12 protein-coding genes are annotated in these 13,194 nt (G+C 65.2%); 2 read left to right on the top strand and 10 right to left on the bottom strand.

Going from position 1 to position 13,194, the window contains the following annotated elements; translation table 11 throughout:
• Nucleotides 1-7: 7 nt before the first annotated feature.
• Nucleotides 8-757 carry a sulfite exporter TauE/SafE family protein gene (locus HNP33_RS12375; protein ID WP_184708857.1) on the top strand — a complete coding sequence of 250 codons (750 nt, stop codon included), beginning with the start codon at nucleotides 8-10 and terminating at the stop codon, nucleotides 755-757.
• Here HNP33_RS12375 and HNP33_RS12370 read toward each other — a convergent pair.
• Nucleotides 735-1,205 carry a transcriptional regulator gene (locus HNP33_RS12370; protein ID WP_221452065.1) on the bottom strand — a complete coding sequence of 157 codons (471 nt, stop codon included), beginning with the start codon at nucleotides 1,203-1,205 and terminating at the stop codon, nucleotides 735-737. The genes HNP33_RS12375 and HNP33_RS12370 overlap by 23 nt on opposite strands.
• Nucleotides 1,206-1,332: 127 nt before the next feature.
• Between HNP33_RS12370 and HNP33_RS12365 the strand changes: the two genes are divergently transcribed.
• On the top strand, nucleotides 1,333-3,369 hold the full coding sequence (locus HNP33_RS12365; protein ID WP_184708855.1) for a site-specific DNA-methyltransferase: 2,037 nt from the start codon (nucleotides 1,333-1,335) through the stop codon (nucleotides 3,367-3,369).
• 50 nt (nucleotides 3,370-3,419) lie between these two features.
• Here HNP33_RS12365 and HNP33_RS12360 read toward each other — a convergent pair whose 3' ends face one another.
• The 9 genes from HNP33_RS12360 to HNP33_RS12320 all read right to left on the bottom strand — a co-directional run bounded on the left by HNP33_RS12360 (nucleotide 3,420) and on the right by HNP33_RS12320 (nucleotide 13,170).
• Complete coding sequence (locus HNP33_RS12360; protein ID WP_184708853.1) at nucleotides 3,420-4,334, bottom strand: LysR family transcriptional regulator; 915 nt, start codon at nucleotides 4,332-4,334, stop codon at nucleotides 3,420-3,422.
• A gap of 133 nt (nucleotides 4,335-4,467) precedes the next feature.
• Nucleotides 4,468-5,643: an acyl-CoA dehydrogenase family protein gene (locus tag HNP33_RS12355; RefSeq protein WP_184708851.1), complete on the bottom strand. Its 1,176-nt coding sequence runs from the start codon at nucleotides 5,641-5,643 to the stop codon at nucleotides 4,468-4,470.
• Nucleotides 5,644-5,664: 21 nt separating this feature from the next.
• Complete coding sequence (locus tag HNP33_RS12350) at nucleotides 5,665-6,060, bottom strand: cupin domain-containing protein (RefSeq protein WP_184708849.1); 396 nt, start codon at nucleotides 6,058-6,060, stop codon at nucleotides 5,665-5,667.
• A gap of 69 nt (nucleotides 6,061-6,129) precedes the next feature.
• Complete coding sequence (locus tag HNP33_RS12345) at nucleotides 6,130-7,104, bottom strand: Bug family tripartite tricarboxylate transporter substrate binding protein (RefSeq protein ID WP_184708847.1); 975 nt, start codon at nucleotides 7,102-7,104, stop codon at nucleotides 6,130-6,132.
• A 186-nt stretch (nucleotides 7,105-7,290) separates the two neighbouring features.
• Nucleotides 7,291-8,769 carry an N-acyl-D-amino-acid deacylase family protein gene (locus HNP33_RS12340; protein ID WP_184708845.1) on the bottom strand — a complete coding sequence of 493 codons (1,479 nt, stop codon included), beginning with the start codon at nucleotides 8,767-8,769 and terminating at the stop codon, nucleotides 7,291-7,293.
• A 23-nt stretch (nucleotides 8,770-8,792) separates the two neighbouring features.
• Complete coding sequence (locus HNP33_RS12335; RefSeq protein ID WP_184708843.1) at nucleotides 8,793-9,800, bottom strand: MurR/RpiR family transcriptional regulator; 1,008 nt, start codon at nucleotides 9,798-9,800, stop codon at nucleotides 8,793-8,795.
• 1 nt (nucleotide 9,801) lies between these two features.
• The gene (locus HNP33_RS12330) at nucleotides 9,802-11,073 is read right to left on the bottom strand and encodes an amino acid deaminase (protein ID WP_184708841.1); all 1,272 of its coding nucleotides are present in this window, start codon (nucleotides 11,071-11,073) and stop codon (nucleotides 9,802-9,804) included.
• A gap of 10 nt (nucleotides 11,074-11,083) precedes the next feature.
• The gene (locus tag HNP33_RS12325) at nucleotides 11,084-12,103 is read right to left on the bottom strand and encodes an ABC transporter ATP-binding protein (protein WP_184708900.1); all 1,020 of its coding nucleotides are present in this window, start codon (nucleotides 12,101-12,103) and stop codon (nucleotides 11,084-11,086) included.
• A gap of 2 nt (nucleotides 12,104-12,105) precedes the next feature.
• On the bottom strand, nucleotides 12,106-13,170 hold the full coding sequence (locus HNP33_RS12320; protein WP_184708898.1) for an ABC transporter ATP-binding protein: 1,065 nt from the start codon (nucleotides 13,168-13,170) through the stop codon (nucleotides 12,106-12,108).
• Nucleotides 13,171-13,194 lie beyond the last annotated feature (24 nt).

Here is a 13,194-nt window from a genome sequence, read left to right as displayed (position 1 = left end):
ACTCCCCATGGCCGATATCGCAATCCTGCTGGCTGCCGCCTTTGTGGCTGGTGCACTCAACGCCGTAGCCGGTGGCGGCAGCTTTCTGACCTTGCCAGCACTCGTGTTGACCGGCGTGCCGCCGGTGTTGGCCAACGCCACAGGCACCGTTGCACTGCTGCCGGGCTATGCGGCGGGTGCCTGGGGCTTCAAGGATGACATGGCATCGCCGCCGGGCCTGTCCATGAAGGCCGTGGTGGCACTGGCGCTGACAGGGGGCGCGCTGGGCGCGGCGCTGCTGCTGTTCACCCCCGACGCTACGTTTCGCAAGATCGTGCCATGGCTGCTGCTGGCTGCCACGGCCATGTTCGCCTTTGGGCCGCAGCTGCGCGCCTGGGCTTCGCGCCGCAATGGCAGTGGCGCGGGCTCGCCATCGGCGATGAAGGCCGCGCTCGGCATGCTGGCCGTCTCCATCTACGGGGGCTACTTCAATGGCGGCCTGGGTATTTTGCTGCTGGCGCTGCTCGGCCTGCTGGGCCAGACCAACCTGCACGCCATGAACGGCACCAAGAACCTCGTCTCCGCGCTCCTGACCGCGATTGCCGTGGCCATCTATGCCGCAGGCGGCGTGGTGCAGTGGAAGCAGGCGCTGATCATGATGGTGGCGGCCACGCTGGGCGGCTACCTCGGCGCGCGCGTGGCACGCAAGATTCCCCCCTCGTGGCTGCGGGGCGGCATCGTGGCCACCGGCCTCGTCATGGCTGCTCTTTTTTTCTGACAGAGGTGTTGGCCGCCACTTTATAGACTGACGCTGGCTCGGCCGCGATGGCCTCTGCCTTGCCGTGCACCTTGGCGAACGTCAGAATCACTTCGCGCACCACCTTGCGCTGCGGCGGCGGCAACTGCAGGAATGCATCAAAAGCCTCGCGCTCCAGATAGCCAACGCCCACATCCCAGCGCTGCCGGTGCTCCTGTGCAGAGCGGCGCACATCTTCCCCAAAGCGCAGCACCTCCGGCTCGATCTTGAGCAGGCTCGCCAGCACCACCAGCTTGTCCTGCGCAGGGATTGACTCACCCTTGAGCCACCGCGACACCGCCTGAAACGTGACGGAGCGGCCCCAATAGCGGGTATTGAACAGCGTCAACAGCACGCCGGGCCTCGGCTCCAAGCCCGCTGCTTGCATCGCATCACGCAGCCTCTGGGCAAATTCAAGCTTGTTATCCATCCTCCGAAATTAAAGTTCTGTAGAATACAAATTAAACTTTTTGTTAAACAATAAATTGAATTATCACTTTAATCGATAAATCGCGCACCCTCTCTCAATCGAATGCCAGCAGGGCCGCTTCGCTTCCATGGCCAAGTCACTCATTGAACAGCTTCCAGACATCATCGCCCAGGGACGCGCTCAAGCCGAACGCATCCTGGAAAGCCTCGGCACCCGCGAATGCGTTCGCCTGCAGACGCGCGAAGTAGTGTTGCCACCTGGGCAGGGCGCCTGCCCGGAGGCCGGCGCACCGGGCGCGCGCTGGATGAACCGCCTCATCCATGGCGACAACCTGCTGGCCATGGCAGCCCTGCTGGCGGGCGACGAAGAGACCCCCAGCCTGCGCGGCAAGGTCGATCTGATCTACTCCGACCCGCCTTTTGACAGCAAGGCCGATTACCGCACCAAGGCCACCCTGCCCGGCATCGAACAGGAACACCGCCCCACCGTCATCGAGCAACTGGCCTTCTCGGACTCCTGGAACGACGGCACGGCCTCCTACCTCGCCATGATCACTCCGCGCTTGATTCTGATGCGCGAGCTGCTGGCCGATACCGGCTCGATCTATGTGCACCTGGACTGGCATGTGGGGCACTACGTCAAGATCGTGATGGACGAAGTCTTTGGCAAGGACGCCTTCCTCAACGAAAACATCTGGCACCGAACGGCAAACGCCGGGCGGCGTGGGGCCGACCGGCAAAAAAGATTCGACACCGTCACCGACGGCATCTACCTCTACACCAAGAGCGGGCGCCACACCTTCAACCAGCTGCGCCGCACGCTCACCAGCCAGCAGCAGTCCGCATACAACAGGGTGGAAGCGGCGACCGGGCGCAGGTTCAAGCTGGTAACGCTGGGCAACTACTCGCAGGCAAGCATCCAAAGCCTGCATGCGCAAGGCCTGATCCACCAAACATCGACAGGCAGCCGCTACAAGAAGTACTACCTGGACGAAGCCAGCGAGGTGATTGGCAACCTCTGGACGGACATCAGCACCTCCACGGCATCGCGCGCGAGCGAAAGCGTTCACTACGCCACCCAAAAGCCTGCCAAGCTGCTGGAGCGGATCATTCAGGCATCTTCTGCCGAGGGCGCCCTCGTCTTTGACGGATTCGGCGGCTCGGGCACCACTGCAGCCGTCGCCCAAAGGCTGGGCCGCCGCTGGATCAGCGTCGACATCGGCAAACCCTCGTGCACGGTTACCCGCAAGCGCCTGATGGGCGAAGGCGCCCAGCCATTTGTCTACCAGACCATCGCCAACTACCCGGTGGAAGCCGCCAAGGCCTACTTTGGCAGGCGCGACCTCTGCACCGACACGCTCTCACAGATCGTGCTGTCGCTGTATGGCGCAACTGCGCTGCCATCGGGCCTGCATCCGCAATACCAGCTGGGGCAAATCGTGCGCCGCAGCGTACCGGACGGGCAGGTGAGCAAAACACTGGTGCTGGCCAACTCCCCCGCCCAGACGACAGGGGCTGCCACATTGCAAACCGCCCGCTCCCTGCGCGATCACCTGCTTGGCAACTGGAGCCAATGGGGCCCCTGGGACCGGGTGGTGGTACTGGGCTGGAACTTCGAGCCCTCGATCGGCCAGGTGATCACGGCGCTCAACGACAACCGCCTTGAAGTGCTGGCCATTCCGCCCGATCTGCTCGACGGTCTGCACAGGAAGGGCGGCATCGACAGACTGCGCAGCCCGCTCCATTTCTCGTCGCTGGCACACCTGACATTGCACCCGGTAGAGTGCCGCTCGCAAGGCCTGCAGGACATTCTGTCGGTGCGCCTGAAGAACTATGCACTGCTCTCGCCAGACGCCATCCACCTGCAAGGCACCAACCGCGCCAAGCTCCAGAGCGTGGCCCGTGCGCTGCCGCTGGCATTGATCGAGTACTGGGCCGTCGACCCCGACTATGACGGCCACGTCTTCCGATCCGTCTGGCACGACTACCGGGGCAACACCGCCCACGCGGCCTGCGGCGCGGGTAGCGGCGATGCGCTGCGGGTGAACGCGCAGGCGGAGCTGGCCGTGCCCGCCAAGGCACAGCCGCGCGTGGTGTGCGTGCGGGCTGTGGATATATTGGGGTTTGAGACAGAAATCACCACCACCGTGGGCGCGCGGCCCTAAGCCTTGCCCAGCGGCAGCAGGGCCGGAATGCAGCAGTGCAGCAACAGAGGCTACTGCGCTGCGGGCAACTGATCCTCTGGCACAGGCCCGCGCACCACGTCAATGAACGCCTGCAGCGGCGCCGACACCACCTGCGGATGCCACACAAAAGCCCCCGCCGTATGCGCGGCCAGACTGTTGCTGCTTTGCAGCGGCACAAAGCGCACACCCGCCATGCCCGCACGCTGCAGGCACGAAGGCACCAGCGCCACGCCCTGGCCGATGGCCACGAGGGCAATCACCGTGAGCCACTGGCGCACCGCATGGCTGGTGCGCGGGTGAATGCCTGCGTTGTGCAGGCAGGCGATGACATTGTCGTAATTGGCGGGGCTGACCTCGCGCACAAACATCACAAAACGCTCATGCGCGAGGCTGCGCAGGTCAATGCTGGCCTGCTGCGCCTGGGGGTGCGCCTCGGGCAGGCAGCACACCAGGGTGTCGGGGGCCAGGGGCCATAGCGCCAGCCCCGGCGCGGGCGTGATGATGTTGACAAAACCGCCCTGCAGCTGGCCGCGTGCAATGGCTGCCTGCTGCTCGGTGGTAGACATTTCGTGCAAGGTAATGTCGATATCGGGCCGCTGGGCGCCAAAGGTCTGCATCACGCGCGGCAGGTCGCGGTAGATCATCGATCCGGTCACGCCAATGGCCAGCTGCCCCTGCTTGCCCTGCGCCACGTTGCGCGCCACGTCGGCGGCGCGCTGTATCTGGCCCAGCACCAGACGGGCCTCGATCAGAAACGCAGCGCCCGCATCGGTCAACCGAACCTGCTTGGCATCGCGCTCCAGCAGGCGCACGCCCAGGTCCTCTTCCAGCGACTTGATGGCAACCGACAGCGGCGGCTGGGTGATGGCCAGGCGCTCGGCGGCACGGCCAAAATGCAGCTCTTCGGCCAGCACCACAAAGTAACGCAGCAGATGGGTTTTCATCTGCGTATCATGCCCCAGCCTGTGCAGCCCCGCTGTTTTCCGCAGGTTTGGAGGCGGCGCGGCGCGCGTATCCATCGTGCTCGGCACCGCTCTGGCGTAGCAGCAATCAATACGACTGATCCGTACGACTTGATCAGTACGACTTGGGCAGGCCCAGCACCTTCTCGGCAATGAAGCACAGAATGAGCTGCGGGCTCACCGGCGCCAGGCGCGGAATCCAGCTCTCGCGCATGTAGCGCTCCACATGGAATTCCTTCGCATAGCCCATGCCGCCGTGCGTGAAGATCGCCGTCTCGCAAGCGCGAAACCCCGCCTCGGCACCGAAGTACTTGGCCGCATTGGCCTCGGCGCCGCAAGGCTTGTGCTGGTCGTACAGCCAGGCGGCTTTCATGGCCAGCAGAAAGGCCGCTTCCAGCTCGATCCAGCGCTCTGCCAGCGGGTGCTGAATGCCCTGGTTCTTGCCGATGGGGCGGTTGAACACCTCGCGCTCGCCGGCGTACTTGGCAGCGCGCGAGAGCGCGGCGCGCCCCAGGCCGATGGCCTCGCAGGCAATCAGGATGCGCTCGGGGTTCATGCCGTGCAGGATGTACTCGAAGCCACGCCCCTCCTCCCCAATGCGGTCTTCCACCGGAATGCGCAGCCCGTCGATGAAGAGCTGGTTCGTGTCCACGCACTTGCGGCCCATTTTGGGAATCTCGTGCACCTCGATCTTGCTGCGGTCGAAGTTGGTGTAGAACAGTGACAGGCCTTCGGTGCCCTTGCACTCTTCCACCGGCTTGGTGCGCGCCAGCAACAAAATCTTGCTCGCCTCCTGCGCCGTGGAGATGAACACCTTCTGGCCGTGCACCAGGTAGTGATCGCCTTCGCTGTCCGTGCCGCGCACGGCGCGGGTCTTGAGCTTGAGCGTGTTGAGGCCGGTGTTGGGCTCGGTCACGCCAAAGCAGGCCTTGTCCTTGCCTGCGATCAAGGGCGGCAGCATGCGCGCCTTCTGCTCCTGCGTGCCGTAGACCACGACCGGGTGCAGGCCAAAGATGTTCATGTGCACGGCAGAGGCCCCCGAGAGGCCCGCGCCCGTGGCAGAGATGGTGTGCATCATCAGCGCCGCCTCGGTGATGCCTAAGCCCGCGCCGCCAAACTCCTCGGGCATGGCAATGCCCAGCCAGCCCGCGTCGGCCAGCGCGCGGTAGAAGGCCTCGGGGAACTCGCCGTCGTCGTCGCGTGCATGCCAGTAATCGGCATCAAACGGTGCGCAGACTTTTTCGATGGCATCGACGATCTGCTGCTGCTCTTCGGTCAGTGCGAAATCCATGGTGTGTTCCTCAATATCCAATCAGTGGCCGGAGCCTTCAGGCCGACGGACGCGCGCCGGGTTCTCGCCGTAGGGCGGGCTGTAGATCACCAGCAGCTTCGCGGGCGTATCGCTGGTGGTCTGGAAGATGTGCATGGCGTCCGCCGGAAAAAAGCAGGTATCGCCAGGCACCATCTCGAACGATTCGCCCTCGACCTCGACATGCGCCGTGCCGTCCAGCAGGTAGCAGGCCTGCTCCATGCCCGGGTGGGCATGCGGCAGCGCGCCGCCGCCCTTGGCGATTTCGCCCAGCACCACCTCCATGTGCTGCGCCCCCACATTGGCGCTGCTGACGAGGCGGCGGTTGAAGGTGCCGGTGTGGTTGGCCGGGCTGTACGCGGGCACATCGGCGGCGCGGATCAAATACTTGGATGCCATGGCGGTAACTACCAAATCAATAGCAAAAGTGCTTAGTAAGAAAGCACCAAAGGCTGTTTCATTCAAAAATCACTGCGCAGGAATGTCGGCCTGCTTGACCAGCTTGCCCCAGTACTGCAGCTGGTCGGCCACATAGGTGGCGAACTCCTGCGGCGTCTTGGTGGGCCAGACTTCGAAGCCGATCACCGCCAGCTGCTTCTGCACCTCGGTGTCGGCCAGCACAGCCTGCAGCTCGGTATTGAGCTTGTTCACTATCGCGGGCGGCGTGCCCGCCGGGGCGAAGATGCCGTTCCATGAAGTGATGTCAAAGCCCTGCAGGGTTTTTCCGATGGGGGGTACCCCCGGCAGCTGGGACGAGCCCTTGGCCGCCGTCACGCCCAACGCGCGCACCTTGCCTGCCTTGAGCATGCTGCCGCCCGAGCCCAGGTCCACCACATACATCTGTACCTGGTTGCCCATCAGGTCGGTCAGCGCCTGCGGGCTTGATTTGTACGGCACGCCCACGATGTCGGTCTTGGTCAGAAAGCGCAGCGTCTCGGACGCCACGAGCGAGGTGCTATTGGGCGTGGCGTACGAAATCTTGCCCGGATGGGCCTTGGCGTAGTCGATCAGATCCTGCACCGACTTGACGGGCGAATCCACATTCACCGCCAGCGCGAACGGCAACTCGCCCACACGGGCGATGGGCGTGAAATCCTTGATCGGGTCGTACTTGAGGTTCTTGACCAGCCAGGGATTGGCCGAATGCGAGGTGTTGGTGGTCATGAACAGCGTCTGCCCGTCCGGCTTGGCCTTGAGCACTGCTGCCACGGCAATCTGCGCATTCGCGCCCGCGCGGTTGTCCACAATCACCGGCTGCCCCAGCCGCTCGCCCAGCTTCTGCCCCACGGCGCGCGCCACCGCGTCGGTGCCGCTGCCTGCCGCGAACGGCACAATCATCGTGATCGGAGCGCTCGGGTAGCTCCCCTGGGCGCGGCTCACCGGCGCAGCCACAGCCGCAGCCAGCGCGGCGGCTGCCCATACCATTGTCTGGCGTCGTTGCATCGTGTTGTCTCCTGTGCAGTTGTGCTTGAGCCTCTGTGGGCTTCATGCATGGTGCAAGGTTTGACGATTCGCGTCCAATGTTTTGTACGGATGGTTTGATTCACAAATCGAATGGTTGATCGACTGTCCTGCCAGCAAAAAAAAAGCGCCCTCCAGGGGCGCTGCTTCATTCAAGTGGCCAGACGGTCAGGCCGTGGCTCGCCGCACAAAGCGGCCGCCGCGCTGGGGCAAGGCGCCATCTTGCTCCGTATAGCTGAGCACCCCGTTGACCCACACGGCCTCCACCCCCGCGCTCAGTTGCTTGGGGTCTTCAAACGTGGCGCGGTCCTGGATGCGCGCCGGGTCGAACACCACCACATCGGCTGCCTTGCCAGCGGCCAGCACGCCGCGCCCGGCCAGGCGAAAGCGCTGGGCCGACAGCCCCGTCATCTTGTGGATGGCCTGCGCGAGGCTCAGCACGCCCTTGTCGCGCCAGTACATGGCCAGCACGCGCGGAAACGCACCCCACAGGCGCGGGTGCGGGCGCTCGTCGTTGGGCAGGCCGTCAGAGCCGATCATCGACAACGGGTGCGTGATGACGCGCTGCACATCGTCCTCGCGCATCTGGAAATAGCAGGCATTGCCGGGCTTGAGCTGCACGCAGGTGTCGTACTCGCTCTGCCCCCACGCAGCCGCAATATCGCGCAGGTAGCGGCCCGCCACCTCGGGGTGCGTTTCGCTGCGGGTAATGAGGATGTCGATCACGCCGTCCACCAGGTCTTCTCGCAGCACGGTGGAGCCCGCCGTGTACGGGTACACGTCCATCGACAGCTCCTGCTGCTGCGCCAGCTTTTCGGCCAGCGGCAGGGTCTGCAGCGTGCGGCCCCAGTTGGCCGAGCCCGCGCATTTGTGGTGCGACAAAACCAGCGGCAGCCCCGATTGCTGCGCCGTGCCTGCGGCCTCCAGCATGGCCTCCAGAATGCCTTCGAGCTCATCGCGGATGTGCGTGGCGTACACGCCGCCATGGCGGGCCGCCTCGGTGGCCACGGCCACCAGCTCCTGCATATCGGCCGCATAGGCCTCGCGGTAGAAAATGCCGCTCGACAGACCCAGTGCCCCCGCCTCCATCGCTTCACGCATATCCGCAGCCATTGCCGCACGCTCGGCCTCATTGGCGGGCCGGTTCAAATCGGCCATGTGCTTGATACGCAGCGCCGTGTGCCCCAACAAAGCCGCAATATTGATGGCAGGCTGCGCTGCATCCACGGCCGCTGCATAGTCTTTCATGGTGGAAAAGCGGAACTGCCGATCACCCAGCAGCGACAGCGGCGCCATCGGCGCATCGGTCACCACCGGCGCCAGCGAGATGCCGCAGTTGCCGGCAATCACCGTCGTCACCCCTTGCGAGAGCTTGGGCAGCATGCCCGGGTTGTTCAGCGCGGCAGCGTCGTCGTGGGTGTGCACATCGATGAAGCCCGGGGCAATCACCTTGCCGGTGCAGTCGATGGTCTGCGGGCCTTCTTGCTGCCAGGCTGCAACGGCGCGGGCCAGGGCCGCATCGGCGGGTGCATCTTTCGCAAGCACGCACACGATGCGATCGCCTTGCAACCATACGTCGCCCACAAATTCGGCGCTGCCGGTGCCATCCACCACCAGGCCGTTCCTCAACCACACTTTGCGATCCATGCTGTGCTTTCCAAAAGCTCTCTTCAATCCTGCTTGCGCGACTGCTTGCTGCCCTGGCCGCCGCCCTTTTTGGCACTGGCGCCTTTCTTGCGCGGCACGGGCGCGGGCTCTGCGCCCAGTGCCGCACTGCGGCGCTGCTGCGCGGGCTGCTGAAAACCCATGTATTCGTAGCTGTCAAAACCATGGGTTTCGAGCAGCCGCTTGTACTGCTGCATGCCGGTGATGACGCGCGGGCCCAGAATCTGCGCCAGCCGCACCATCAAAATCTCGATCACCACCAGGTGCGCCAGATAGGCCTCGGTGCCCACGCGCATCACCGCATCCTGCGGCACGGTAACGGCCAGCACATGGTCTGCCAGCTCGGCCAGCGGCGTGCCCGGCTGGGTCAGCGCCACCACCGTGGCACCCTGCTGGCGGGCAAACTGCGCGGCCTCCAGCGTGAAGGGCATGCGCCCGACGTGCGAGATGACAAAGGCCACGCCCTTCTTGCCCAGCGTCGAGGCCGACACCAGTTGCTGGTGCGCATCAAAGATCGCGTTCGACGTCAGCCCCAGGCGGAACAGGCGGCTTTGCAGCTCCTGCGCCATGAAGGACGATGCAGCCCCCACCGAATAACAGTCGATGCGCGTGGCCGCTGCCATCTTGGCCGCCACCTCGTCGATCAACGCAGCATCGAGCTTTTGCCCCAGATTGGCGATCGCGCCCGCTGCGGCATGCACGATCTTGCTGACCACATCGCCCGTGGAATCGTCCTCGCGCACACTGCGGTGCAGGTGCGAGCCCGACACCGCCAGCGTCTGCGCCAGCGCCACCATGAATTCGCGCACCGAGTCATAGCCAAAGCGGCGGCACATGCGCACGATGGTGGGCATGGACACATGGGCCTGCGCGGCCAGCTGCTCCACCGTGGCGAGCACGGCAGCGCCCGGGTCCTGCAGGATGACATCAATCACCTGGCGCTGCGCCAGCGGCAGCGCGGATTGCTGCTGCTGCAGCACCTGCAGGGTGAGAACGGGCCGTGAGGTGGGCATTTCAGAACCTCGTTTCAATGGCATCCACCAGGTTCCAGGCGTCGTCCACCACGGCAATCCAGCGCCATTTGTCAAACGTGGTGCAAGGGTGCGATATGCCCAGCGACACGCGGTCGCCCACGGCGGGCGCGCCCTGTGCGGGATCGAACCGCAGGTAGGCGTGCTGGTCGTTGAGTGCACTGATCTTCCAGCCCGCAGGCGCGGCCTGCGCCGTGGTGCTGCCGCGCACGGCAATGCGCTGCACCGAAGGCATCTCCAGGTCGTACGAGATATCGCGGCGGCCGCAGGTCAGCAACGCCAGGCCCGGCTCGGGCACGGACTGCACCACGGACCAGACCTCCAGCGCCGCCTGCAGCGAATCCTGCAGGCCTTCGCGCTGCTCCACCAGCTTGAGCAGGCGCTGGTAGTTGCCATGGTCGTGGGTGATGTAGCAGCCCGAGCGCAGCACGCCCATGAAGCTGCGCGACAGGCCCGCGCCCTGCAGCAGCGGCACCACCAGGTCAAAAATGGCCGAGCCGCCCGCGCTCAGAATCGGCTGTGCATCGGGCAGCAGGCCCTGCGCATCGCAGGCCTTGGCAATATCCACCACGCGGCGCACCATCTCCGCCACCGCAGGCACATCATGTGCCGAGTTGCATTGGGCCAGGCCCCCTTCATAGCATTCGATGCCGCCCAGGCGCGCCGCAGGCGATGCATGCACGGCCTGCGCCAGCGCCACGGCTTCGTCCAGCGTGCGCACGCCGGTGCGCTGGCCGGGGATGCCCACTTCGATCAGCACATCGAAGGCGCGCTGGCTGCCGCGCGCCTTGGCCCAGTCTTCGATGCAGCGCAGCTGCGCAATCGAATCGACGAGAAACCACACCCGCAGATCGCTGTGCCGCGCCAGCAGGGCATCGAGCCCATCCAGATCGGCAGGCGCCACCACCTGGTTGGCGATGATGGCGCGGCGCATGCCCGCTTCCACCCCGACCGACAACTGGTAGATCGTGGCAAAGGTCAGGCCCCAGGCGCCGCCCTTGAGCTGCATGTCAAACAGCTGGGGCGACATGGTGGTCTTGCCGTGCGGCGCAAACTGGATGTTGCGGCGCGCGGCGTAATCCTGCATCCAACGCGCATTGTGCTCCAGCGCCGACCGGCGGATGACGGCCAGCGGGTACGGCAGGTCATCGCGCAGCACGTTCCAGCCGCGCGCGGCCAGTTGCGAGGCCTGCATGGGCGCGGCGGTCGGTGGATAGCTCTTGCAGCGGTGGTCCACAACAAAATCGGGTTGCATCTCAAACTCCTCAGTCTTGTACTTTCCAGCAGGCCTGCAGGTGGCCCGTATGGCTGCCGCCCACTGCACGCAGCTGCATATCGGCCTGCGCACATTGGCTCTCCGCCTGCGGGCAGCGGGTACGGAACACGCAGCCGCTGGGCGGATTCTTGGGGCTGGGCAGATCGCCGGACAGCAGCGGAATTGTGCGGCGTTGCGCCGGATCAGGAATTGGCGCAGCCGCCAGCAGCGCCTGTGTATACGGATGGCGTGGCCGGGCGTACAGGGCCTCGGTGGGAGCAACCTCCACCACACGGCCCAGGTACAGCACCACCACGCGATCACACAGGTATTCCACCACATCCAGATCGTGGGAAATGAACAACAAGGTCAGCCCCAAACGGTCTTTCAGATCACCCAGCAGGTTGACCACCTGCGCCTGGATCGACACATCGAGCGCCGACAGCGGCTCGTCCGCCACGATGAAGCGCGGCTGCACGGCCAGCGCGCGGGCAATGCCAATGCGCTGGCGCTGTCCGCCCGAAAACTCGTGCGGAAAGCGCTCGGCATGCTCGGGCCGCAGGCCCACCTGCTCCAGCAGCTCCTCGATACGCTTTTGCCGCGCCGCGCCAGTCGCCATACCGTGGGTGGACAAGGCCTCGCCCAGCACATCGCGGATGCGCATGCGCGGGTTCAGGCTGGCATACGGGTCCTGAAAAATGATCTGGATATCGGAGCGCAAGGGCCGCAGCTCGCGCTGGCTCAGGTGCGCCAGATCCACCACCTGGCCATCCTTGCGGTATTGCAGGCTGCCAGCGGTAGGCTCGATCAGGCGTGTGAGCAGGCGGCCAATCGTGCTCTTGCCCGAGCCCGACTCGCCCACCAGGCCCAAGGTTTCGCCTGGAAAGATGTCGAACGAGACGTTGTCGACCGCGCGCACCGGGTGCGCGCCCGAGCCAAATTGCTTGCTCAGCTGCTGGATACGGACCAGCGGTTCTGCGGCGGCGGCATCGGCCGCGCTGCCAGCGGTGCGTTCCAGGGTATCGGTCATGCTCATGCGCTTTCTCCCGCGCGGATGCAGCGCACCTGGCGCGCCGGCCAGCTGTCTGCGTTCAATACATCCAGACCCGGCATGGCGGCTTCGCAGGCGGGCAACTTCTGGCTGCAGCGCGGCGCAAAGGCGCAGCCAGGGGGCGGACTCAGCAGGCTGGAGACCTGGCCGGGAATGGCGTCGAGCCTGCGCTTGGGCATGAAGGCAGGTTTGCCACCCGCGCGCGTGGCAGAGGCGGCAGCCTCCAGCTCACGCTTGCGCGCCATGCCTGGCAGGCAGCCCAGCAGCCCCTGGGTGTATGGGTGCTTGGGCGCGGCAAACAAATCGTGCACGCTGGCGGTCTCGACAATGCGGCCGGCATACATCACCGCAATCGCATCGGCGTACTGCGCCACCACACCCAGGTTGTGGGTCACAAACAGAATGCTCATGCCCGTCTCCTTCTGCAACCGCCCCATCAGCGCCAGAATCTGGGCCTGGATCGTCACATCAAGCGCCGTGGTGGGCTCGTCGGCAATCAGCAAGGTCGGGTTGCAGGCCATGGCCAGCGCAATCATCACGCGCTGGCGCATGCCGCCCGAGAGCTGGTGCGGATACTCATGCACGCGCTGAGCCGCCGCCGGAATCTCGACCAGCTCCAGCATGCGCTGCGCATGCTTCAGCGCCCCCGCCTTGTCCAGCCCCATGTGCAGGCGCACCGATTCTGCGATCTGCTCGCCCACGGTAAGCACCGGGTTCAGGCTGGTCATCGGCTCCTGAAAAACCATGGCCATCTCATTGCCGCGCAGCGCGCGCAGCGCGGCATGCTCCAGCCGGAGCAGATCGACCGTGCGGCCATCGCGCAGCACAAAGTGCGCCTCGCCCTGCACCTGTGCGTGCGAGGTCTTGGCGTGCAGGCCCATCAGCGACAGGCTGGTGACGGATTTGCCCGAGCCCGATTCGCCCACCAGGGCCAGCGTCTGGCCCGGCATGATGCGAAAGCTCACGTCCGAGACGCTCTGCACCCGGCCGCCATCGGTGGCGAACGAGGTCGACAGCGAGCGCACATCGAGCCGTGGCGTGGCCATGGCGGGCTGCTGGGCGTGGGCTGC

It is taken from the genome of Comamonas odontotermitis, assembly GCF_014207855.1.
GTDB lineage: Bacteria > Pseudomonadota > Gammaproteobacteria > Burkholderiales > Burkholderiaceae_C > Comamonas > Comamonas odontotermitis_A.
This window is presented reverse-complemented; position numbering and strand designations above follow the sequence as displayed.

Excerpts from the sequence above, each read along its gene's own strand:
- HNP33_RS12375 (WP_184708857.1), top strand. The coding sequence starts at position 8 with ATGGCCGATATCGCAATCCTGCTGGCTGCCGCCTTTGTGGCTGGTGCA.
- HNP33_RS12320 (WP_184708898.1), bottom strand. The coding sequence starts at position 13,170 with ATGGCCACGCCACGGCTCGATGTGCGCTCGCTGTCGACCTCGTTCGCC.
- HNP33_RS12340 (WP_184708845.1), bottom strand. The coding sequence starts at position 8,769 with ATGGATCGCAAAGTGTGGTTGAGGAACGGCCTGGTGGTGGATGGCACC.
- HNP33_RS12370 (WP_221452065.1), bottom strand. The coding sequence starts at position 1,205 with ATGGATAACAAGCTTGAATTTGCCCAGAGGCTGCGTGATGCGATGCAA.
- HNP33_RS12365 (WP_184708855.1), top strand. The coding sequence starts at position 1,333 with ATGGCCAAGTCACTCATTGAACAGCTTCCAGACATCATCGCCCAGGGA.
- HNP33_RS12335 (WP_184708843.1), bottom strand. The coding sequence starts at position 9,800 with ATGCCCACCTCACGGCCCGTTCTCACCCTGCAGGTGCTGCAGCAGCAG.
- HNP33_RS12360 (WP_184708853.1), bottom strand. The coding sequence starts at position 4,334 with ATGAAAACCCATCTGCTGCGTTACTTTGTGGTGCTGGCCGAAGAGCTG.
- HNP33_RS12355 (WP_184708851.1), bottom strand. The coding sequence starts at position 5,643 with ATGGATTTCGCACTGACCGAAGAGCAGCAGCAGATCGTCGATGCCATC.
- HNP33_RS12350 (WP_184708849.1), bottom strand. The coding sequence starts at position 6,060 with ATGGCATCCAAGTATTTGATCCGCGCCGCCGATGTGCCCGCGTACAGC.
- HNP33_RS12330 (WP_184708841.1), bottom strand. The coding sequence starts at position 11,073 with ATGCAACCCGATTTTGTTGTGGACCACCGCTGCAAGAGCTATCCACCG.
- HNP33_RS12345 (WP_184708847.1), bottom strand. The coding sequence starts at position 7,104 with ATGCAACGACGCCAGACAATGGTATGGGCAGCCGCCGCGCTGGCTGCG.
- HNP33_RS12325 (WP_184708900.1), bottom strand. The coding sequence starts at position 12,103 with ATGACCGATACCCTGGAACGCACCGCTGGCAGCGCGGCCGATGCCGCC.